The sequence below is a fragment of the Massilia aurea genome, assembly GCF_024753205.1.
Classification (GTDB): Bacteria; Pseudomonadota; Gammaproteobacteria; order Burkholderiales; family Burkholderiaceae_D; genus Telluria; species Telluria aurea.
This window is the reverse complement of sequence record NZ_JANUGZ010000004.1, coordinates 75,740-97,179: the sequence shown is the minus strand read 5'-3', so window position 1 is coordinate 97,179 and position 21,440 is coordinate 75,740. Positions and strand designations below refer to the sequence as shown.

The following is a 21,440-nucleotide window of genomic DNA, read 5'->3' as shown; positions in this document are numbered from 1 at the left end:
TTGACAGCGTCAGTCGAACATGAGAGAACAGTCGGTTGGCAGAAGACACACGCGTTGCGTGCGCGCACCATTTGTCTGCAAGGTGCGATTACGAACAAATCGGAAGTGTTCGTATGCGAGATAATAGTCGTTATTGCCGTTTTTAATACCCTGCCACGAGACCCAATGACAACAGTCGATTATCTTCGCGAGAAAGCCAGCGACGCACCCGCAGCCCGCACGCCCGCACGTTCTCCGGCCCTGCCGGCGCCGGTCGTGAGCTGGTTGCAGCGGGTCGAAGCAGCTGCGCATCCGCAGCCGAAGCTGACCGACGAAGTGGTCGACCCCAAGGCAGCGCAGTACAAGTTCGTCTACGTGATGGCGCCCACCAGCGGCGGGCGCCACGTGGCGCTGTGCCTGTGCAAGGCGCGCCTGCGGCCCAATGGCGACGTGGCTGCGGCCAGTCCCGTCAGCGAAGTCTTTTCGCTCCTGTCGGCGCCGCCTGCGTATCTCGAAGGCGACGACATCGACCTGGTGCGCTTTTTCATCGCCATGCGCAGCGGGTCGGCGCAAGGCACCAGCGCCACCGAACCGAAAGGCAAGGTCGGCGCGATCCTGCTGCAGATGCTGCTCGAACAGGGCAAGCTGCTGTGGGCGAACTCGTGGGCCGACATGGCCGGCGGTCTGGTCTACCCACTGCAGGGCGGCCCGACCCGGCTGGCCAGCCTGGCCTGGCGCGACGAAGGCCGCGTCGCCAAACTCGGCTGGTCGGTCGAACCCGTGGGCGGCGCGGCCGCGCACAGCGCCGCCGACCAGATCGACTACATGCTGCCGACCGATCCGCCGTGGTACATCGACAATCTGTCGTGCGGGCCGCTCGACCTCAATCGCGGCGGCATCGACATTTCGCTGGCCGAACTGCAGGCGCTCGTGGCGCAGGCGCCCACGCTCACCGGCACCGATAAAAAACGCGTTTCGCAACTGCTGCTCGCGCACGGCCTGCAGCAACTGATGCCGCTGCCGCAGCCGCTCACGCAGCGCCTGCGTAATGATGTCAAACCAATACCCCACCTGCTGCTCGATGCGGTGCAGCTGGCCGACGGCAGCGCCGCGCGCTGGCAGGACTTCGCCGTGCTGGCTTTTGATTACGACGGCCAGCGCGTCTCGTTCGACCCGTCGCAGCGCGTCGTGCGTCAGGTGGGCGACCTCACCGAAATCATCGAGCGCGACCCCAAGCTCGAGAGCGACGCGCTCGATAAACTGGGCGAGATCGGTTTCCGCAAGCCGGCGACGGCGCCGCTGAACGTGATGGCCGGCGCGCTGCAGCTCGAGAGCCAGGCGCACTGGTTGCGCTTTGCCGAGCAGTCGGTCGACGCGCTGTCCGACGCTGGCTGGCACCTGCAGAAATCGCCCAAGTACCGCTACGACGTGGTGCCGGTCGAAGACTGGTATGCCGACATCGACGAGCCGGCGGAAGCAGGCAATGCCTGGTTCGAGCTGGAGCTGGGGATCGTGGTGGCCAAGAAGCGCGTGCCACTGCTGCCGGTGCTGGTGCAGCTGATTCGCAGCGCGCCGCTCGAATTCGATCCGAGCGTGCTCGCCGCGCACGCCGAGTCCGACCAGATGCTGGCCGTGCTGCCCGATGGCGAGCGCGTGGCGCTGCCGTGGGGCCGCCTCAAGCCCATCCTGGCCACGCTGGGCGAGCTGTATTTCAACGACAAGATCAAGGCGCGCCTGCGCCTGTCGACGCTCGATGCGGCGCGGCTCGAAGAGCTGGCGCGCGGCGTCGACCTGCAATGGACCGGCGGCGAGCGCCTGCGCGAGACCGGCCGCAAACTGAGCCAGTTCGGCGCCGTGAAAAAAGTCGAGGCGCCGGCCGGCCTGCAGGCTACCTTGCGCGACTACCAGCTCGATGGCCTGGCGTGGATGCAGTTCCTGCGCGAGTATGACCTGGGCGGCATCCTGGCCGACGATATGGGCCTGGGCAAAACGGTGCAGACGCTGGCGCACATCCTGGTCGAAAAAGAAGCGGGCCGCTTGACCAGTCCCGCGCTGGTGATCGCGCCAACGAGCCTGATGGCCAACTGGTTCGACGAAGCCGCGCGCTTTGCCCCGAGCCTGAAAGTGCTGCTGTTGCAGGGCAAGGAGCGCATGGAGTCGTTCGACCAGATCGACGGCGCCGACATCGTGCTTACCACCTACGCGCTGCTGCCGCGCGACGAAGAAGAACTGCGCAAGCACCACTATCACCTGGTGATCCTGGACGAATCGCACTACATCAAGAACACCCGTTCCAAGGCAGCGCAGACGGCCGGCTCGCTCGACGCCAGCCACCGCCTGTGCCTGTCGGGCACACCGCTCGAGAACCATCTGGGCGAGCTGTGGTCGCAGTTCCACTTCCTGATTCCAGGTCTGCTGGGCGACGAAAAGACCTTCAACACCCAGTTCCGTCATCCGATCGAGCGCCAGGACGATCCGGTGCGCCGCACGCTGCTCAATCGCCGCATCCGGCCGTTCCTGCTGCGCCGCACGAAGGACAATGTCGCCAAAGAGCTGCCGCAAAAGACCGAGATGGTGCGCCGCATCGAGCTCTCCGGCCCGCAGCGCGATCTGTACGAAACGGTGCGCCTGGCGATGGACAAGAAAGTGCGTGACGAGATCGATCGCAAGGGCGTGGCGCGCAGCCAGATCGTGATTCTCGAGGCGCTGCTCAAGCTGCGCCAGGTGTGCTGCGATCCGCGCCTGGTCAAGTCGATGCCATCCAAAAAGAACACAGCGGCAGTGTCGGCCAAATTGACCGACCTGATGCAGATGGTGGAAGACCTGCTGGGCGAAGGCCGCAAGATTCTCGTGTTCTCGCAGTTCACCAGCATGCTGGCGCTGATCGAAGAAGAACTCGCGCTGCGCAAGATCCCGTATGCGCTGCTCACCGGCGAGACGCGCGACCGCTCGGCGCAGGTGGCCGCATTCCAGCAGGGCGCGGTGCCGATCTTCCTGATCAGCCTGAAAGCGGGCGGTGTCGGGTTGAACCTGACCGCGGCCGACACCGTCATCCACTACGACCCGTGGTGGAATCCGGCAGCCGAGAACCAGGCGACCGACCGCGCCTGGCGCATCGGGCAGGACAAGCCGGTGTTCGTCTACAAGCTGATTGCCAAGGGCACGCTGGAAGAAAAGATCCAGCTGCTGCAGCAGAAGAAGTCGGAGCTGGCGCACTCGATCCTGTCCGAAGGCGAGTCGCAGAAAATGGCATTGACGCAGGAGGACCTGCAGGCGATCTTTGCGCCGCTGGCGGAGTAATCGATTCGGGAGGGCTCGTCAGCGCCGCGCAAGCTGGCGCTGGTATACATAAAGAAATGGCGGGCTCGCGAGCCCGCCATTGTTGTATCGACCAAAGGTTTATGCGTAATACGCTTCGACTTTGCCTTTCAGCTTGATCAGCATCGGACGGCCTTTGCGGTCGAGGGTCTTGCCGGCGGCGACCTTGATCCAGCCTTCACTGATGCAATACTCTTCGACGTCGGTACGGTCCTTGTCGTTGAAGCGGATGCCGACGTCGTGCTGGAAGACGTCACGGTTATGAAATGGGCTGCTCGGATCGATCGAGAGCCGGTCTGGGAGCGGGGGGCGGGTAGCGGTATCGTTCATGGTAGTGAAATTATCGCCCAAACCCTGCCGGTATGGCGCAATTGTTTCGTTTGCCATGTGGATTCCATGCGGGGTCGCCTTCTTTCATTCCCTGCTGAAACCATATTTTTCATTTTGCAAAGCAATATGTCGCAGGCAAGTGACGGTCGCGATATACTAGCTGGTCGATACATTGCCCGTAACTGTTGGTGAAGAAAGAAGTCCAATGAAGTCCAGTCCGATTGCCGCCGCCATCTCTGCCATCCCGGTTCCTGCCGGTGATGCCGAGATGCTCACCGGCCGGCAACTGCGCACGATCGCCGAACTGGGAGACGACGTGGCCTTTGCCATTGCACTGCCTGCCGGGAGCGTGCGCTATCTGAGTCCAGCGTTTGCGGCCCTGAGCGGCTACGACGCCGCGACGCTGCAGAATGCGCTCGATGGCGACAGCGCCTCGCCGCTGGCGCCGCTGGCAGTGTGGTTGCGTGCGATGGCCGCCGGCACGCCGGGCGTGCGCAACCGGCGCGAATTCGATCTGTTCGATGCCGAGCGACGCCCGCTGGCGCTGGAAGCGCTGGCCATCGTGCCGGCCGATGACGGATCGGCCCTGGTCGGCCTGCTGCGCGACCTGTCGGCGCGGCGCGGCCACGACAGCGAATACAAACGCTTTGCCAGCATGCTCAATCACGAGTTCCGTACGCCGCTGGCGACGATCGATGGCGCGATCCAGCGGCTGGAGGCGACGTCCAGCCATGCCGAGGAATCGGTGCGCGCCCGCTATCGCAAGATCGGCGCCGCAGTCGACCGCCTGATCGGGATGCTCGACGAATACCTGTCGCCCGATCGCATGGCCACGCTCGGGCGCACCCGCCAGCCCAACACCATCACGGTCGGGGAACTCGTCGAGACGGGTGCTGCCCAGATCCGCACCGCCGGGCGCGCGGCCGTACTGCAGCTCGACGATGTCGCCTCGATCCTGCGCGGCGAACCGGAAGGCTTGCGGCTGGCACTGAAAGTCATGATCGACAATGCACTCGCGTTTTCACCGCCCACCGCCGAGGTGACGGTGCGCGTGCGGCGCAGCGGTGGCGGCGTCGAGATCGCGGTCCTCGACGGCGGCGCCGGCGTGCCACCGGATGATGCGTCGCGTGTTTTCGACAAAGGGTATCGCGGCCGCAACGCCGCGGGCCTGCCGGGCAGCGGTCTGGGGCTGTACATGGCGCGCTCGATCATCGAAGTTCACGGTGGCGTGCTGAGTCTGGCGCCAGGGCAACAGGGCGCCGGCGCCGAGTTCCGGCTCTGGATGCCAGCGCTGGTCTTATAGAGGTTATAGAGGAATAACTCCTTGCTTCAGGTAGCCTCAGCAGTGATAATCGGGACCGCGCTTCGGCGTGGATAACGCTACCATCGGTATCAACGACGGGCAGGTGACTAATATGGCAAGGGCATGACGCAGATACTGATTGTTGAAGACAATGGCGAATACGCCGACGACATGGCCGAGTTCCTGAAGGAGCTGGACCACGACGTCACGATCGCCCGGACCGCCAGTGAAATGTGGGCGGCGCTGACGCGCACGCCGGCTGCGGTCGTGGTGCTCGACCTCGGGCTGCCAGACGAAGATGGCTTCAATGTCATCCCGCGCATGCGCCAGCTGTATCCGGAAATCGGGTTACTGGTACTCACGGGCCGGGTGGCGTTCGACCACCGCATCCTGGGCCTGCGCCTGGGCGCCGACCACTACCTGACCAAGCCGATCAAGTTCCCTGAACTGGCGGCTCACATCGAGGCACTGGACCGCCGGGTACGCCCGCAGGACCCGGCGCCGGCCCCGAGCAAGTGGATGCTGCGCGTGAGCGCGCGCCAGCTCGAGCTGATGGGCAAGATCGTCGACCTGACCGAAAAGGAGTGCAACTTCCTGCACCTCCTGACGATCAACACACGCCCGGTGCCGCGCCACGTCATCGTCGCCGGCATGGGTGGCGACGACCCCGACGCCAGCCGCCGCGTCGACATGCTGGTCTACCGCCTGCGCAAGAAAGCCCGCTCCGGCCTCGGCCAGGACCTGCCCCTGCGCAGCGCCTACGGCGAAGGCTACAGCCTCTCCGCCGGCTTCACCCTCTCCTGACCCGCCTCAACCCTCTCCAATGAGGGTCAGAGTCGAATTATTGGCCAATTTCCACTCAGACAATTAGGGTCAGAGTCGAATTATTGGCCAATTTTCTTTGGGAAATTGGCTAGGTTAAACAATTGGGGCTGAAAAGTCGGGCGATAAATTGCGTCTGGACTCATTCTCGAATAATTGGGGACAGAGTCGAGTGGATTTCGCGACCTCTTGCGTTTAATTAGGGACAGAGTCATTTTCCATTGTAGAATCCGGATTCCTCACGCACATCCGACGCCATGGCACGCCAACCTCGACTCATCGTTCCCGAGCAACCGCACCACGTAATCCAGCGCGGCAATAACCGCCAGATCATTTACAGGGACGAGGCGGATTACCAGCGATTTCTCGTCTGGCTCAAAGAAGGCGCGCGGTTTTATGACGTGGCAATCCATGCCTACGTCTTGATGCCGAACCATGTTCACCTGCTGGCAACGCCAAGCGACGCCACCGGCCTGGCGCTGATGATGCAGAAGGTTGGCCGACTCTATGTGCCATGGTTTAACCACAAGTACGAGCGCAGCGGTGGCTTGTTCGAGGGGCGCTTCCGCACCTCGCTGATCGACTCGGACCGGTATTTCATGACCTGCAGCCGCTACATCGAGCTCAATCCCGTGCGTGCGCAATTGTCTGTGGGGCCGGGCGACTATCCATGGTCGAGCTATGCTCACCACGCCGGTGCTCGCCTGGATACGCTCGTCAGCGACCACAGCCTGTTCTGGGCCCTGGGCAACACGCCATTCCAGCGCGAAGCAGCGTATATCGACATGGTCCAGCAAGGGTTGTCCTCTGAGGAGGTGGATTTCATCACCACCTCGATTCTGCGAAACAAGCCACTGGGATCAGACTCGTTCAAGAGCCAGCTGGAGCAAAAAACACAACGCCAGATCTTGCCAGCCAAGCGTGGCCGACCTTTTAATCCGCCCCTTCCACCGTTTGCACAAGCCTGAAACAGAGCAATTCCCGACACAACGGCACGGTTATTCGTGCCGTTTTTTATTGCAAAAAACATTTGAAATCAAGCGCTTAGGTTCAGTTATAGAGCACAGCCACAAACCCGATTGACTCTGTCCCCAATTATCGTCTTTCTCAAAAAGTTGTCAAACAATTCGACTCTGACCCTAATTATTGAGGTTGACGGGGGATTTTGCATTGCACTATTCTCGGCATTCGATCCCGTAAAGATGTGGAGAATGTCGCATGATTGCCCAAGGTTTGTATGATCCCGCCAATGAACACGATGCTTGTGGTGTTGGCTTCATCGCCCATATCAAGGGCAACAAGAGTCATTCGATTGTTGAACAGGGTCTGTTGATTCTGAAGAACCTCGACCACCGCGGCGCTGTGGGCGCTGATGCGCTGATGGGCGACGGGGCGGGGATTCTGATCCAGATCCCGGACCAGTACTACCGCGACGAGATGGCGCGCCAGGGGGTCGAGTTGCCGCCGCCAGGCGAGTACGGCGTCGGCATGGTGTTCTTGCCGAAAGAGCATGCGTCGCGCATCGCCTGCGAGCAGGAAATCGAACGCGCCGTGCGCATCGAAGGCCAGGTCGTTCTCGGCTGGCGCAACGTGCCGGTCGATGCGACGATGCCGATGTCGCCGTTCGTGCGCGCCAAGGAGCCGGTGATCCGCCAGATCTTCATCGGCCGCGGCCCGGACATCATGGTCACCGATGCGCTCGAGCGTAAGCTGTACGTCATCCGCAAATCGTCCGGCCACGCGATCCAGGCCCTCAAACTCCTGCACGGCAAGGAATTCTTCGTGCCGTCGATGTCGGCCCGCACCGTCGTCTACAAGGGCCTGCTGCTGGCCGACCAGGTGGGCGTGTTCTACAAGGATCTGCAGGATCCGCGCTGCATCTCGGCGCTGGCCCTGGTCCACCAGCGCTTCTCGACCAACACCTTCCCCGAGTGGCCGCTGGCCCACCCGTACCGCCTGATCGCCCACAACGGCGAGATCAATACCGTCAAGGGCAACTTCAACTGGACCCGCGCGCGCGAAGGCATCCTCAAGTCGGCCGTGCTGGGCGACGACCTGAACAAGCTGTTCCCGCTGATCTACGAAGGCCAGTCCGATACCGCCTGCTTCGACAATGCGCTCGAACTCCTGATCATGGCCGGCTACCCGATCGCCCAGGCGATGATGATGATGATCCCGGAAGCCTGGGAAAATCACGCGTCGATGGACGACAACCGCCGCGCCTTCTACGAATACCACGCCGCGATGATGGAGCCGTGGGACGGCCCGGCCGCGATGGCCTTCACCGATGGCCGCCACATCGGCGGTACGCTCGACCGCAACGGCCTGCGCCCGGCGCGCTACGTCATCACCGAGGACGACCTGGTCGTCATGGCGTCCGAATCGGGCGTGCTGCCGATTCCCGAATCGCGCATCGTCAAGAAGTGGCGCCTCCAGCCGGGCAAGATGTTCCTGATCGATCTCGAAGCGGGCCGCATCATCGATGACAAGGAACTGAAGGACACCTACGCCAACGCCAAGCCGTACAAGGCGTGGATCAAGTCGGTGCGCATCAAGCTCAATGAAATCAAGCTGACCGAGTCGCAGCTGGCCGCCGGCCGCGCGAAGGATGCGCAGGGAGAGAAGCCGGCGCTCACGCTGCTCGACCGCCAGCAGGCATTCGGCTACACGCAGGAAGACCTGAAGTTCCTGATGGCGCCGATGGCCGTGCTGGGCGAAGAAGCCACCGGCTCGATGGGCAACGACTCGCCGCTGGCCGTGACGTCCAACAAACTCAAGCCGCTGTATAACTACTTCAAGCAGCTGTTCGCGCAGGTGACCAATCCGCCGATCGATCCGATCCGAGAAAGCATGGTCATGTCGCTGGTCTCGTTCATCGGCCCCAAGCCGAACATCCTCGACACCAACAACGTCAATCCGCCGATGCGCCTCGAAGTCGCGCAGCCAATCCTGAACTTCGACGACATGGCGCGCCTGCGCAATATCAGCCAGCACACGGGTGGCAAGTTCAAGGCCTACGAGCTCAACATCTGCTACCCGGTCGCCTGGGGCAAGGAGGGCATCGAAGCCTCGCTGGCCTCGCTGTGCGCCGAAGCGGTCGATGCGGTCAAGTCGGGCCACAACATCCTGATCGTGTCGGACCGCCGCATGTCGCCCGACCTGGTCGCGATTCCTGCGCTGCTGGCCACGTCCAGCGTGCACCAGCACCTGGTGGCGCGCGGCCTGCGCGCCTCCGCCGGCCTCGTGATCGAAACCGGCTCGGCGCGCGAGACCCACCACTTCGCGCTGCTGGCCGGCTACGGCGCCGAAGCCGTGCACCCGTACCTGGCGCTCGAAACGCTGGCCGAACTGGCGCATGGCCTGCCGCAGGAGCTGTCGGCCGAGACGGTGAGCTACAACTACATCAAGGCCGTCGGCAAGGGCCTGATGAAGGTGATGTCCAAAATGGGCATCTCCACCTACATGTCGTACTGCGGCGCGCAGATCTTCGAGGCCGTGGGCCTGAACAAGTCGCTGGTCGACAAGTACTTCAAGGGCACCTCGTCGAACATCGAAGGCATTGGCCTGTTCGAAGTGGCCGAAGAAGCGCTGCGCCTGCACGCGCTGGCCTTTGGCGCCGATCCGGTGCTGGCCAATGCGCTGGACGTCGGCGGCGAGTACGCGTTCCGCGTGCGCGGCGAAGACCACCTGTGGACGCCGGACACGATCGCCAAGCTGCAGCACGCAACGCGTGCCAACAACTTCTCGACCTATAAAGAATATGCGCAGCTGATCAACGACCAGACGCGCCGTCACCTGACGCTGCGCGGCCTGTTTGAATTCAAGATCGACCGCGACAAGGCGATCCCGATCGAAGAAGTCGAATCGGCCAAGGACATCGTCAAGCGCTTCGCCACCGGCGCCATGTCCCTCGGCTCGATCAGCACCGAAGCTCACGCCACGCTGGCCATCGCGATGAACCGCATCGGCGGCAAGAGCAACACGGGCGAGGGCGGCGAAGATCCGGCGCGCTACATGAACGAGTTCAAGGGCATCGCGATCAAGAAGGGCGAGTCGCTGGCGTCGCGCCTGGGCGATGGCCGCGTCGTGGTCGACATCCCGCTCGAAGACGGCGACTCGCTGCGCTCCAAAATCAAGCAGGTGGCGTCGGGCCGCTTTGGCGTCACCGCCGAATACCTGAACTCGGCCGATCAGATCCAGATCAAGATGGCGCAGGGCGCCAAGCCGGGCGAAGGCGGCCAGCTGCCGGGCCATAAAGTGTCCGAGTACATCGCGTCCCTGCGTTTCTCGGTGCCGGGTGTCGGCCTGATTTCGCCGCCGCCGCACCACGACATCTATTCGATCGAAGACCTGGCCCAGCTGATCCACGACCTGAAAAACGTGAACCCGCGCGCCTCGATCTCGGTCAAGCTGGTGTCGGAAGTGGGTATCGGCACGGTCGCAGCCGGCGTCTCGAAAGCCAAGGCGGATCACATCGTCGTCGCTGGCCACGATGGCGGCACGGGCGCATCGCCCCTGTCGTCGGTCAAGCACGCCGGCACGCCGTGGGAGCTGGGCCTGGCCGAGACCCAGCAGACGCTGGTCTTGAATGGCCTGCGCAGCCGTATCAGGCTTCAAGCAGATGGCCAGATGCGCACCGGTCGCGATGTCGTCATCGCAGCGATGCTGGGCGCCGATGAAGTGGGCTTTGCCACCGCGCCGCTGGTGGTCGAAGGCTGCATCATGATGCGCAAGTGCCACCTCAATACCTGCCCGGTGGGCGTGGCCACGCAAGACCCGGTGCTGCGCGCGAAATTCCAGGGCAAACCCGAGCACGTGGTGAACTACTTCTTCTTCGTCGCCGAAGAAGCCCGCCAGATCATGGCGCAGCTGGGCATCCGCACCTATGACGAACTGATTGGCCGCGCCGACCTGCTCGACAAATCCAAGGCGATCGGCCACTGGAAGGCGCAGGGCCTGGACTTCTCGAACATCTTCTATCAGCCGAAAGTCGAGAGCCAGCGCGCGCTGTTCCACACCGAAGGCCAGGACCATGGCCTGGATAAAGCGCTCGATCACAAGCTGATCGCGCAAGCCAAGGCGGCCCTTGAAAAGGGCGAGCGCGTCTCGTTCATCTCGCCGGTCAAGAACCTGAACCGCACCGTCGGCGCCATGCTGTCGGGCGAAGTCGCCACGCGCTACGGCCATGCCGGCCTGCCGGACGACACGATCCACATCCAGCTGCAAGGCACGGCGGGCCAGTCCGCTGCTGCCTTCCTGGCCGGCGGCATCACGATGGACCTGGTCGGCGAAGGCAACGACTACGTCGGCAAGGGCTTGTCGGGCGGGCGCATCATCGTGCGACCGAACACCGAGTTCCGTGGCTGGGCGGTCGACAACATCATCGTCGGTAACACCGTGCTGTATGGCGCGATCTCGGGCGAGGCTTTCTTTAATGGCGTGGCCGGCGAGCGCTTCGCGGTGCGCAACTCGGGCGCCACGGCCGTCGTCGAAGGCTGCGGCGACCACGGTTGCGAATACATGACCGGCGGGACCGTGGCGGTGCTGGGCGACACCGGCCGCAACTTCGCCGCCGGCATGTCGGGCGGCGTGGCCTTCGTGTACGACCCGAAGGGCGAATTCGAGGCGCGCTGCAACACGACGATGGTCAACCTGGAGCGGGTGCTGGCGTCGAAAGACCAGACCGACCCGGCAGCCTGGCACAGCCAGTCGCGCACCAGCGAGCGCGAGTCGGACGAAGCGATCCTGCGCCGCCTGATCGAGCGCCACTTCAAGTACACCGGCAGCACGCGTGCGCGCAACCTGCTCGACGACTGGGCCAACAGCCGCAGCAAGTTTGTCAAGGTGTTCCCGACCGACTACAAGCGCGCGCTCGAAGAGATGCACTTCTCGAGCATGGAAGAAGCGAACGACAAGATCGATCAGGCCGCGTAAGCAGCCGCGGACCAACGACCAAGGAAAATATTGTGGGCAAAATTACCGGCTTCATGGAATTCGAACGGCAGGAAGAGGATCATCTCGAACCGGTCGCGCGTCTGAAGAACTACAAGGAATTCGTCATCACGCTGACCGACGCGCAGGCGAAGGTGCAGGGCGCGCGCTGCATGGATTGCGGCATCCCGTTCTGTAACACGGGCTGCCCGGTCAACAACATCATCCCGGACTGGAACGACCTGGTCTTCCATGGCAATTACCGCCACGCGCTGGAGAACCTGCACTCGACGAACAACTTCCCCGAGTTCACCGGCCGCATCTGCCCGGCGCCGTGCGAGTCGGCCTGTACGCTCGGGATCAACGACGACCCGGTCGGCATCAAGTCGATCGAACGCAAGATCATCGACACCGGCTGGGAGCACGGCTGGGTGGTGCCGCAGCCGCCTGAACATCGTACGGGCCGGAAGGTCGCCGTCGTCGGTTCGGGGCCTGCCGGCCTGGCCGCGGCCCAGCAACTGGCGCGCGTCGGTCACGACGTGACGGTATTTGAAAAGAGCGACCGTCTGGGCGGCCTGCTGCGCTACGGGATCCCCGACTTCAAGATGGAAAAGGACCTGATCGACCGCCGCGTCGAACAGATGCAGGCCGAAGGCGTCACGTTCCGCACCGGCGTCCTGATCGGCAAGGACTTCCCGGCAGCCGTCAGCAATATGGCGCGCGACACCATCTTCCCGGAAGACCTGGAAAAAGAATTCGACGCCGTGATCATGGCCGGCGGCGCCGAGCAGCCACGTGACCTGCCAGTGCCGGGCCGCCAGCTCAAGGGTGTGCACTTCGCGATGGACTTCCTGCCGCAGCAAAACCGCGTCAATGCGGGCGACAAGCTGAAGGACCAGCTGAAAGCCACCGGCAAGCACGTGATCGTCATCGGCGGCGGCGACACCGGCTCGGACTGCGTCGGCACCTCCAACCGCCACGGCGCGGCGTCGGTGACGCAATTCGAACTGCTGCCGCAGCCACCGGAACACGAAAACAAGCCGCTGGTCTGGCCGTACTGGCCGACGCGCCTGCGCACCTCGTCGTCACACGAAGAAGGCTGCGAGCGCGACTGGGCGGTGGCGACCAAGCGCCTGGAAGGCAAGGGCGGCAAGGTCGAGAAGCTGATCGCCTGCCGCGTCGAATGGAAGGATGGCAAGATGACGGAAGTGCCGGATTCCGAATTCGAACTGAAAGCCGACCTGGTGCTGCTGGCGATGGGCTTTGTCTCGCCGGTGCAGCAGGTGCTCGACGCGTTCGGTGTGCAGAAAGACCCGCGCGGCAATGTGCGCGCCACCACCGAGGGCGACCTGGCGTACCAGACGTCGAACCCGAAAGTATTTACGGCGGGCGATATGCGTCGTGGTCAGTCGCTGGTGGTGTGGGCGATTCGCGAAGGCCGTCAATGCGCGCGCGCAGTCGATGAGTTCCTGATGGGCGCATCGGTCCTGCCACGCTAAGACATATGGTCAATGGCGGTCGTGCAATGCGACCGCCATGTTCGCCAGCTTGCAGACAACCCGGCGACCAATACATGACAAACTATTTATAAACTGTCACTTGCTAATTCGCAAAGCTATCCCCAATTGGATGCTGCGATGCAAAATAGCCTGGCACGCTGTCGTCCTGTCACGCGGCCGTATCGTGCGGTTTATGTAAATATGTTTCAATTATATTGATTCCTAACAAGGAATCGCAATATTGTCATGTATGCATAATCCAATGAAAACAATCGCTTACAACGTTAAATAGCTGACTGAACAGTTATTAGTGTTGTAATGTCACGTCGTCTGCGGGGGGTAAAATCGGGTCCCTCAAGCGGGTAAATAGCTTTCTGCACTACAATACCGGATTCCCTAACCTCAAATGATGCTGTGTCGAACCTAGTCGAAATCCGCGATCTGCATTTTGCTTACGGTGAGCGTTCCATTCTGTCGAATCTGCGCATGGATTTCCCACGTGGCAAGCTCATTGCTGTCATGGGCGGATCCGGTTGCGGCAAGACGACGGTGTTGCGTCTCATCGGTGGCCAGATTCGCCCCCAGCGTGGCGAAGTCCGCATTGGCGGCGAAGTCGTGCACAGCCTCGATACGCAGGGGCTGTACCGCCTGCGCCGGCGCATGGGCATGCTGTTCCAGTTTGGCGCGCTGTTCACCGACCTGTCGGTGTTCGATAACGTGGCGTTTCCGCTGCGCGAGCACACTGACCTGTCCGAAGAACTCATCCGCGACCTCGTGCTCATGAAGCTCAACGCCGTTGGCCTGCGCAATGCGCATCGCCTCAAGCCGGCCGAGATTTCCGGCGGCATGGCGCGCCGCGTGGCCGTGGCGCGCGCCGTGGCGCTCGACCCCGAACTGATCATGTATGACGAGCCGTTCGCCGGCCTCGACCCGATTTCGATGGGCGTGACCGCCAACCTGATCCGCAACCTGAACGACGCCCTCGGCTCGACCTCGATCCTCGTCTCGCACGATGTGCAAGAGTGTTTCGCCATTGCCGATTACGTGTATTTCATGTCCGCTGGCAAGATCGTTGCAGAAGGCACGCCGACCGAACTGCGCGTCTCGACTGACCCGTACGTGCGCCAGTTCGTCAACGCCGAGCCGGACGGTCCGGTGCCGTTCCACTATCCCGGCAAGACGCTGGCCGACGACCTGGGCCTGGGAGCGCGCACATGATCGCCCGCTTCCTCGGTTATATCGGTTGCTCGGTGCGCGAAGGCCTGGCGGCCCTTGGTTTTGCGATCCGCTCGTTTTTCAGCATTCTGCGTGTGTCGCCCGGCGCGTTCCGCCGCCCGGGTTTGATTTCCGAGCAGATTCACTTCATCGGCAACTATTCGCTGGTGATCATTGCCGTGTCCGGTCTGTTCGTCGGCATGGTGCTGGGCCTGCAGGGTTATTACACGCTGAACCAGTATGGCGCCGAGCAGATGCTGGGCCAGGTGGTCGCGCTGTCGCTCGTGCGCGAACTGGGTCCGGTTGTCACCGCGCTGCTGTTTGCCGGCCGCGCCGGCACCTCGCTGACGGCGCAGATCGGCCTCATGAAGGCGGGCGAGCAATTGTCGGCCATGGAAATGATGGCGATTAATCCGGTCCAACGGGTGCTGGCGCCGCGTTTCTGGGCAGGCGTGATCGCCATGCCGGTGCTGGCGACGGTGTTTTCGGCCGTTGGCGTGATGGGTGGCTACCTCGTCGGCGTGAAATTGATCGGCGTGGATGAAGGTTCTTTCTGGGCCCAGATGCAATCTGGCGTCGATGTGCGCGCTGACGTACTGAACGGCGTGATTAAAAGCTTTATCTTTGGCATCGCCGTGACCTTTACTGCCCTGTTCCAGGGGTACCAGGCCCAGCCGACGCCGGAAGACGTCTCGCGTGCGACCACGCGTACTGTCGTGATCGCATCGCTGCTGGTCTGGGGGCTGAACTTCGTCATGACCGCCCTGATGTTCAATAAATAACTAACACGGTTTTAGGGTAATAAAATGCATCGCAAAACTATCGACGTCTGGGTTGGCCTGTTCGTGCTGCTGGGCTTGGCTGCACTGCTGTTCCTGGCTTTCCAGGCCGGCAATTTGAAGTCCATGTCGTTCGGGCAGACGTATTCCGTCAGCGGCCGCTTTGACAATATCGGCGGCCTCAAGCCGCAGGCACCCGTCAAGAGCGCCGGTGTGGTGGTTGGCCGCGTGGGCGAGATTGCCTTTGACGACAAGAGTTTCCAGGCATCTGTGCGCCTCGATTTGGATACCGACTATAAATTTCCAAAAGATAGTTCGTTGAAGATCCTGACCGCAGGCCTGCTTGGCGAGCAATACATTGGCATCGAAGCCGGTGGCGACACGAACAATCTGGCCGAGGGCGATCGCATCATTCGCACCCAGTCGGCGACAGTCCTCGAAGACTTGATCAATCAATTTATCTACAGCAAGGCTGCTGATGGAAAGGAAGGTAGTCAATGAACTACACCAACACGCTTTCGCACGTGCGTCTCTGTGCCGCCGCCGCTGCTGTCCTGGTTCTGACCGGTTGCGCGACCACCGCGAACAATCCACAGGATCCGCTCGAAGGTTATAACCGCGCCGTCTACTCGTTCAACGATGCTGTCGACCGCACCGTGCTCAAGCCGACCGCGACCGCCTATAAAAAGGTCGTGCCGGGCTTCGCCCAGACGGGCGTGAACAATTTCTTTGGCAACCTGTCAGATGCCTGGAGCTCGATCAACAACTTCCTGCAAGGCAAGGGCGAAGCCGGCGCGACCGATTTCGGCCGTGTGGCGGTCAACTCGACCTTCGGCATTTTCGGCCTGCTGGACATCGCGTCCGAAGCCGGCATGCAGAAGCACAACGAAGATTTCGGCCAAACGCTGGGTAAATGGGGCGTTCCGAGCGGTCCGTACTTGATCTTGCCGCTGCTGGGCCCATCTACGGTACGTGATACCGCAGCATTGCCAGCCGATTTCGCAGGCGACATCTGGACCTACAAGACGCCGGTCAACTGGCGCAATGTGGGTACCGGCGTTCGCATCATCGACAAACGCGCCACGCTGCTCGACGCCTCGGGCCTGATGGAAGACGCCGCACTGGACCGCTACGAGTTCCTGCGCGACGGTTACCTGCAGCGCCGCCAGAGCCAGGTCTATGACGGCAACGTGCCGCGCCAGGCTGACGACGTCGCCGAGCCAGCACCTTCCGAAACGAAGTAAGTTGAAAGGAATACGATGAAACCATTCATGCACCTGATCGCCGCCGCCGCAGTCACCGCTGCCTTTTCCACGAGCGTGATCGCCCAGCCTGCCGCCAGCGCCGAAGCGCCGGACGTGCTGGTCAAGCGCATCAGCGCCGAAGTGATCGACAGCGTCAAGAACGACAAGGCCATCCAGTCGGGCGACCGCAGCAAGATCATGGGTCTGGTCAATACCAAGATCCTGCCGTACGTCGATGCCGAAAAAATGACGCAGCAAGCCGCTGGTCGCCACTGGCGCACCGCCACGCCGGACCAGCAAAAGCGCCTGACGACCGAGTTCCGTAACCTGCTGGTCTACACGTACTCCGGTGCGCTGTCGACCATCAAGAACGAAACCGTCGAGTTCAAGCCAATGCGCGCTGCCGCCACCGATACCGATGTCGAAGTGCGTTCGCAGGTCAACGTCGCGCGCGGCGAGCCGATCACGCTGAACTATCGCCTGGCCAAGAACGGCAATGGCTGGAAAATCTATGACGTGAACATCCTGGGCGCCTGGCTGGTCGAGACCTACAAGAGCACCTTCAACAGCGAGATCAGCAAGACTGGTGTCGATGGCCTGATCAAGCGCCTGGCTGACCGCAATGCGCAACTGGCGTCCAAGCCGCTGGCCGCACCGGCAACGAATGGCTGAGGCAAATCCCATGCTGACGATCGACGCCATGACCTTCGACAGCGCCAGCCTGGCGCTGGCGCAGGGTGAGGCAGCGATCAGCGCTGGCGAAACCGTGTTCGACCTGGCCGGCGTGAAGTCGGCCGACTCGTCGGGCGTGGCTCTGCTGCTGGCCTGGCAGCGCCGCGCGCAAAGTGCCGGGCACCGTCTCACGTTCATCAACGTGCCGGACAACGTGCACAAGCTCGCGGCCCTGTACGGGGTCGACACGCTGGTCGCACCAGCATGAATACGGGCAGCTTCGGCTGCCCGTTTTTTTTCTTCCGCGTTTCACATCTGCTCCCACGGCGTCCGCCGGGTTTCTCCGCCTGGCCCGCTTGACATGGCAATTTCACCTATAATGGACTGTTTCCCTGCACGGTCCTGGTGCGTTCCCCAGCCGGCCTCCGTTTTGTTTTGACTATCGCGCGTCGCGCCTCCCATTTCGCATGACTGCAATCCAGATTGACCGTGTCGAGAAGAGCTATAAAGGCTTCAAGGCACTCAAGGGCGTGTCCCTTTCCATCGAAGAGGGCGAGTTCTTTGGCCTGCTGGGCCCGAATGGCGCCGGCAAGACCACCCTCATTTCCACCATCGCGGGCCTGATCCGGCCCGACGCCGGCAGCGTGAAAATCCATGGCCACGACGTCGTGACCGATTTTCGCGAAGCACGCAAGCGCCTGGGCGTCGTGCCGCAGGAGCTGGTGTTCGATCCCTTCTTCACGGTGCGTGAAACGCTGCGCCTGCAGTCGGGCTACTTCGACATCCGCAACAACGATGGCTGGATCGACGAAGTGATGCACAACCTCGACCTGACCGACAAGGCCGACGTGAACATGCGCGCGCTGTCGGGCGGCATGAAGCGGCGCGTGCTGGTGGCGCAGGCCCTCGTGCACCGCCCGCCCGTCATCGTGCTGGATGAACCAACCGCCGGCGTCGACGTCGAACTGCGCCAGACGCTGTGGAAGTTCATCGCGCGCCTGAACCGCGAAGGCGGCCACACGGTGGTGCTCACCACCCACTACCTCGAAGAAGCGCAGGCCATGTGCCAGCGCGTGGCGATGCTCAAGCAGGGCAATGTGGTGGCGCTCGACACGATGAGCACCCTGCTGCGCCGCGTCTCGGGTTCGCAACTGGTCGTGCATCTGAAGTCCGGTGCATTGCCGGCTGAACTGCGTCCGCTCGTGTCGCACGACGAACCCAATAACGGCAACAACAAATACACGCTGCGCGTGAACGACTACGCTGACGTCGAACCGATCCTGGCGCGCCTGCGCGAATCCGGCGCCGTGATCGACGAGATGCAGCTGCAGCAGGCCGACCTGGAAGACATCTTCATCCAGATCATGGAAGAGGGTAAGCAATGAATCTGTTCTCCATCGGGTTCCGTACCCTGTTCTATAAAGAGTCGCTGCGCTTCTGGAAGGTGGCCACGCAAACCGTCGCTGCGCCGGTCGTCACCGCCATGCTGTACCTCGTCATCTTCGGCCATGTGCTCGACGGCCGGGTCGAGATGCTCGAGGGCGTGGCCTACACGTCGTTCCTGATTCCTGGCCTGGTCATGATGAGCGTGCTGCAAAATGCGTTCGCCAATTCGTCGTCGTCGCTGATCCAGTCCAAGATCAGCGGCAACCTGGTCTTCATCCTGCTGGCGCCCCTGTCGCACGCCGAGATCCTGGCGGCGTATGTCGGCGCGGCGGTGCTGCGCGGGATCGCGGTCGGCGCCGGCGTGTTTGCGATTACCGCCTGGTTCGCGCACCTGACGTTCGTGGCGCCCGTGTGGATCGTCGTGTTCGCGATCCTGGGCGCGGCCATTCTCGGCACGATGGGCGTCATCGCCGGCATCTGGGCCGAAAAATTCGACCAGCTGGCCGCGTTCCAGAACTTCCTGATCATGCCGGCCACGTTCCTGGCCGGGGTGTTCTATTCGGTACAAAAACTGCCGCCATTCTGGCTGGCCGTCTCGCATTTCAACCCGTTCTTTTATATGATTGACGGGTTCCGTTACGGGTTCTTCGGCCAGTCCGACGTGTCGCCGTGGACCAGCCTGGCCATCGTGTCCGTGTTCTTCGCGGTGCTGACGGCCATGGCGATCAACCTGCTCAAGCGCGGCTACAAGCTGCGCCACTAAAAATTTTTGGAGTTATCGTGGCCACCACACCCGAACTGATACACGGCTATCTCAGCGCCGGCCTTGAATGCACCCACCTGACCGTCAATGGCGACGGCCAGCACTTCGAGGCGGTGATCGTCTCGCCGGCGTTCGTCGGCAAGCGCTCGATCCAGCGCCACCAGATCGTGTACGCCGCGCTGGGCGACCGCATGCGCGAGGAAATCCACGCGCTGTCGATGAAAACCCTGACCCCTGAAGAATTCAAAGGCTAATCATGGACAAGCTCCAGATCGTTGGCGGCAAGCGCCTGCAAGGTGACATCGCGATTTCCGGCGCCAAGAATGCGGCGCTGCCCATCCTGTGCGCTGGCCTGCTCACCGCAGGTGACCTGCACCTGTCCAACGTGCCACGCCTGCATGACGTGCGCACGATGCTCAAGCTGCTGGAAACCACTGGCCTGAAAATCGATCTGGACGACGAACACGTCACCATGAACGGCAGCGCGATCAACAACCTGGTCGCGCCGTACGAACTGGTGAAGACCATGCGCGCCTCGATCCTGGTGCTGGGCCCTCTGCTGGCGCGCTTCGGCGAAGCCAAGGTATCGCTGCCGGGTGGCTGCGCCATCGGCTCGCGTCCGGTCGACCAGCACATCCAGGGTCTGCGCGCGATGGGCGCCGAGATCACGATCGAAGGCGGCTACATCCACGCCAGGGCCACGAAGCTCAAGGGCGCGCGCATCCGCACCGACATGATCACCGTGACCGGCACCGAAAACCTGCTCATGGCCGCAACGCTGGCCGACGGCGAGACGGTGCTTGAAAACGCCGCGCGCGAGCCGGAAGTGACCGACCTGGCCAATCTGCTGGTGGCCATGGGCGCCAAGATTGACGGTATCGGCACCGACCGCCTGGTGATCCAGGGCGTGCCGGAGCTACACGGCGCCAGCCACGCGGTGATCTCGGACCGCATCGAAGCGGCGACCTTCCTGTGCGCCGTCGCGGCCACCGGCGGCGACATCCAGCTGACCAACACCCGCACCGACATCTTTGACGTGGCGCTCGACAAGCTGCGCGAAATCGGCCTGCAACTGACCGTCGGCGCGGACACCATCCGCGCGAAGATGGACGGCCGCCCGCAGCCGGTGTCGTTCCGCACGACCGAGTATCCGGGCTTCCCGACCGATATGCAGGCGCAGTTCATGGCCGTCAACACGATCGCCGGCGGCGCCTCGCGCGTGACCGAGACGATTTTCGAGAACCGCTTCATGCACGTGCAAGAGATGAACCGCCTGGGCGCGCAGATCACGACCGACGGCAATACCGCGTTCATCGACGGCGTCACGCGCCTGATCGGCGCACCGGTCATGGCAACCGACCTGCGCGCGTCGGCCTCGCTCGTCATTGCCGGCATGGCCGCCGAAGGCACGACGCTGATCGACCGCATCTACCACCTCGATCGCGGCTACGACCGCATGGAAGTGAAGCTGTCGGCGGTGGGCGCCGACATCGTCCGCATCAAGTAATCACATCGAATCACCATGACTTTTACCAGCAATACGGACGAGACCCAGCTGATCCTGGCGCTGTCCAAGGGCCGCATCTTCGAAGACACCCTGCCGCTGCTGTCGGCGGCCGGGATCGAGGTGCTGGAAAATCCCGAGACCTCGCGCAAGCTTATCCTGCCGACCAATGACCCGGGCGTGCGCGTGCTGATCGTGCGCGCCTCCGACGTGCCAACGTATGTCCAGTACGGTGCCGCCGATTTCGGCGTGGCCGGCAAGGACGTGCTGCTCGAGCATGGCGGCGAAGGGCTGTACCAGCCGATCGACCTGCGCATCGCCGAATGCCGCATGTCGGTCGCGGTCAACGCGGGCTTCGACTACGAAAGCGCCGTGCGCCAGGGCGCGCGCCTGCGCGTGGCGACCAAGTTCGTCAACACGGCGCGCGAGCACTTTGCCCGCAAGGGCGTGCACGTCGACCTGATCAAGCTGTATGGCTCGATGGAACTGGCGCCGCTGGTGGGTCTGTCCGACGCCATCGTCGACGTGGTCTCGACCGGCGGCACGCTGCGCGCCAACAACCTGGTTGAAGTCGAAAAGATCATGGACATCTCCTCGCGCCTGGTGGTCAACCAGGCTGCGCTCAAGCTCAAGCGCGAGCGCCTGCAACCGATCCTGGACGCGTTCGAACGCGCCTCCAAAGCAAAAGGCTAGAC

Annotated in this window: 18 protein-coding genes; 17 read left to right on the top strand and 1 reads right to left on the bottom strand. The window is 62.6% G+C overall.

The window, feature by feature from the left end; translation table 11 throughout:
* The first annotated feature begins 165 nt into the window (after positions 1-165).
* Positions 166-3,279, top strand: coding sequence for a DEAD/DEAH box helicase (locus tag NX775_RS15485; RefSeq protein ID WP_258836829.1), 3,114 nt, complete (start codon positions 166-168; stop codon positions 3,277-3,279).
* A gap of 99 nt (positions 3,280-3,378) precedes the next feature.
* On the opposite strand, the gene NX775_RS15480 is transcribed toward NX775_RS15485, so the two are convergent.
* Positions 3,379-3,627, bottom strand: coding sequence for a DUF3297 family protein (locus NX775_RS15480; protein WP_183555080.1), 249 nt, complete (start codon positions 3,625-3,627; stop codon positions 3,379-3,381).
* Between the two features lie 205 nt (positions 3,628-3,832).
* Here NX775_RS15480 and NX775_RS15475 point away from each other — a divergent pair, with 205 nt between their 5' ends.
* From NX775_RS15475 to hisG, 16 genes are all read left to right on the top strand, one after another.
* Positions 3,833-4,930, top strand: coding sequence for a PAS domain-containing sensor histidine kinase (locus NX775_RS15475; RefSeq protein WP_258836828.1), 1,098 nt, complete (start codon positions 3,833-3,835; stop codon positions 4,928-4,930).
* A 123-nt stretch (positions 4,931-5,053) separates the two neighbouring features.
* Complete coding sequence (locus NX775_RS15470; RefSeq protein ID WP_258836827.1) at positions 5,054-5,734, top strand: response regulator transcription factor; 681 nt, start codon at positions 5,054-5,056, stop codon at positions 5,732-5,734.
* 275 nt (positions 5,735-6,009) lie between these two features.
* Complete coding sequence (locus tag NX775_RS15465) at positions 6,010-6,720, top strand: transposase (RefSeq protein WP_258836826.1); 711 nt, start codon at positions 6,010-6,012, stop codon at positions 6,718-6,720.
* 250 nt (positions 6,721-6,970) lie between these two features.
* Positions 6,971-11,686, top strand: a complete 4,716-nt coding sequence (locus tag NX775_RS15460) for a glutamate synthase-related protein (RefSeq protein ID WP_258836825.1) — start codon at positions 6,971-6,973, stop codon at positions 11,684-11,686.
* 32 nt (positions 11,687-11,718) lie between these two features.
* Positions 11,719-13,182 (top strand): glutamate synthase subunit beta, encoded by a 1,464-nt coding sequence (locus tag NX775_RS15455; protein ID WP_258836824.1) that lies wholly within the window; start codon positions 11,719-11,721, stop codon positions 13,180-13,182.
* Between the two features lie 414 nt (positions 13,183-13,596).
* Positions 13,597-14,400, top strand: a complete 804-nt coding sequence (locus NX775_RS15450; RefSeq protein ID WP_258836823.1) for an ABC transporter ATP-binding protein — start codon at positions 13,597-13,599, stop codon at positions 14,398-14,400.
* A complete protein-coding gene (gene mlaE / locus NX775_RS15445; protein ID WP_258836822.1) occupies positions 14,397-15,179 on the top strand; it encodes a lipid asymmetry maintenance ABC transporter permease subunit MlaE in 783 nt (260 codons plus the stop codon). The genes NX775_RS15450 and mlaE overlap by 4 nt, the downstream gene beginning before the upstream one ends.
* A 24-nt stretch (positions 15,180-15,203) precedes the next feature.
* Positions 15,204-15,677, top strand: coding sequence for an outer membrane lipid asymmetry maintenance protein MlaD (mlaD, locus tag NX775_RS15440; protein WP_183555097.1), 474 nt, complete (start codon positions 15,204-15,206; stop codon positions 15,675-15,677).
* Positions 15,674-16,420: an MlaA family lipoprotein gene (locus NX775_RS15435; RefSeq protein ID WP_258836821.1), complete on the top strand. Its 747-nt coding sequence runs from the start codon at positions 15,674-15,676 to the stop codon at positions 16,418-16,420. Before mlaD ends, NX775_RS15435 begins: the two co-directional genes overlap by 4 nt.
* Before the next feature lie 15 nt (positions 16,421-16,435).
* Positions 16,436-17,092, top strand: a complete 657-nt coding sequence (locus NX775_RS15430; RefSeq protein WP_183555101.1) for an MlaC/ttg2D family ABC transporter substrate-binding protein — start codon at positions 16,436-16,438, stop codon at positions 17,090-17,092.
* Positions 17,093-17,102: 10 nt separating this feature from the next.
* Entirely contained in the window at positions 17,103-17,360 is a 258-nt protein-coding gene (locus NX775_RS15425; protein ID WP_258836820.1) for an STAS domain-containing protein, read from the top strand.
* Between the two features lie 199 nt (positions 17,361-17,559).
* Entirely contained in the window at positions 17,560-18,477 is a 918-nt protein-coding gene (locus tag NX775_RS15420) for an ABC transporter ATP-binding protein (RefSeq protein ID WP_258836819.1), read from the top strand.
* Complete coding sequence (locus NX775_RS15415) at positions 18,474-19,241, top strand: ABC transporter permease (protein ID WP_183555107.1); 768 nt, start codon at positions 18,474-18,476, stop codon at positions 19,239-19,241. The genes NX775_RS15420 and NX775_RS15415 overlap by 4 nt, the downstream gene beginning before the upstream one ends.
* Positions 19,242-19,258: 17 nt before the next feature.
* Positions 19,259-19,495: a BolA family protein gene (locus NX775_RS15410; protein WP_183555109.1), complete on the top strand. Its 237-nt coding sequence runs from the start codon at positions 19,259-19,261 to the stop codon at positions 19,493-19,495.
* A 2-nt stretch (positions 19,496-19,497) separates the two neighbouring features.
* A complete protein-coding gene (murA, locus tag NX775_RS15405; RefSeq protein ID WP_258836818.1) occupies positions 19,498-20,748 on the top strand; it encodes a UDP-N-acetylglucosamine 1-carboxyvinyltransferase in 1,251 nt (416 codons plus the stop codon).
* Positions 20,749-20,763: 15 nt separating this feature from the next.
* On the top strand, positions 20,764-21,438 hold the full coding sequence (gene hisG, locus NX775_RS15400; protein WP_183555113.1) for an ATP phosphoribosyltransferase: 675 nt from the start codon (positions 20,764-20,766) through the stop codon (positions 21,436-21,438).
* Positions 21,439-21,440 lie beyond the last annotated feature (2 nt).

Excerpts from the sequence above, each read along its gene's own strand:
- NX775_RS15460 (WP_258836825.1), top strand. The coding sequence starts at position 6,971 with ATGATTGCCCAAGGTTTGTATGATCCCGCCAATGAACACGATGCTTGT.
- NX775_RS15430 (WP_183555101.1), top strand. The coding sequence starts at position 16,436 with ATGAAACCATTCATGCACCTGATCGCCGCCGCCGCAGTCACCGCTGCC.
- NX775_RS15435 (WP_258836821.1), top strand. The coding sequence starts at position 15,674 with ATGAACTACACCAACACGCTTTCGCACGTGCGTCTCTGTGCCGCCGCC.
- NX775_RS15420 (WP_258836819.1), top strand. The coding sequence starts at position 17,560 with ATGACTGCAATCCAGATTGACCGTGTCGAGAAGAGCTATAAAGGCTTC.
- hisG (WP_183555113.1), top strand. The coding sequence starts at position 20,764 with ATGACTTTTACCAGCAATACGGACGAGACCCAGCTGATCCTGGCGCTG.
- mlaD (WP_183555097.1), top strand. The coding sequence starts at position 15,204 with ATGCATCGCAAAACTATCGACGTCTGGGTTGGCCTGTTCGTGCTGCTG.
- NX775_RS15470 (WP_258836827.1), top strand. The coding sequence starts at position 5,054 with ATGACGCAGATACTGATTGTTGAAGACAATGGCGAATACGCCGACGAC.
- NX775_RS15415 (WP_183555107.1), top strand. The coding sequence starts at position 18,474 with ATGAATCTGTTCTCCATCGGGTTCCGTACCCTGTTCTATAAAGAGTCG.
- NX775_RS15465 (WP_258836826.1), top strand. The coding sequence starts at position 6,010 with ATGGCACGCCAACCTCGACTCATCGTTCCCGAGCAACCGCACCACGTA.
- murA (WP_258836818.1), top strand. The coding sequence starts at position 19,498 with ATGGACAAGCTCCAGATCGTTGGCGGCAAGCGCCTGCAAGGTGACATC.
- NX775_RS15485 (WP_258836829.1), top strand. The coding sequence starts at position 166 with ATGACAACAGTCGATTATCTTCGCGAGAAAGCCAGCGACGCACCCGCA.
- NX775_RS15480 (WP_183555080.1), bottom strand. The coding sequence starts at position 3,627 with ATGAACGATACCGCTACCCGCCCCCCGCTCCCAGACCGGCTCTCGATC.
- NX775_RS15425 (WP_258836820.1), top strand. The coding sequence starts at position 17,103 with ATGCTGACGATCGACGCCATGACCTTCGACAGCGCCAGCCTGGCGCTG.
- NX775_RS15475 (WP_258836828.1), top strand. The coding sequence starts at position 3,833 with ATGAAGTCCAGTCCGATTGCCGCCGCCATCTCTGCCATCCCGGTTCCT.
- mlaE (WP_258836822.1), top strand. The coding sequence starts at position 14,397 with ATGATCGCCCGCTTCCTCGGTTATATCGGTTGCTCGGTGCGCGAAGGC.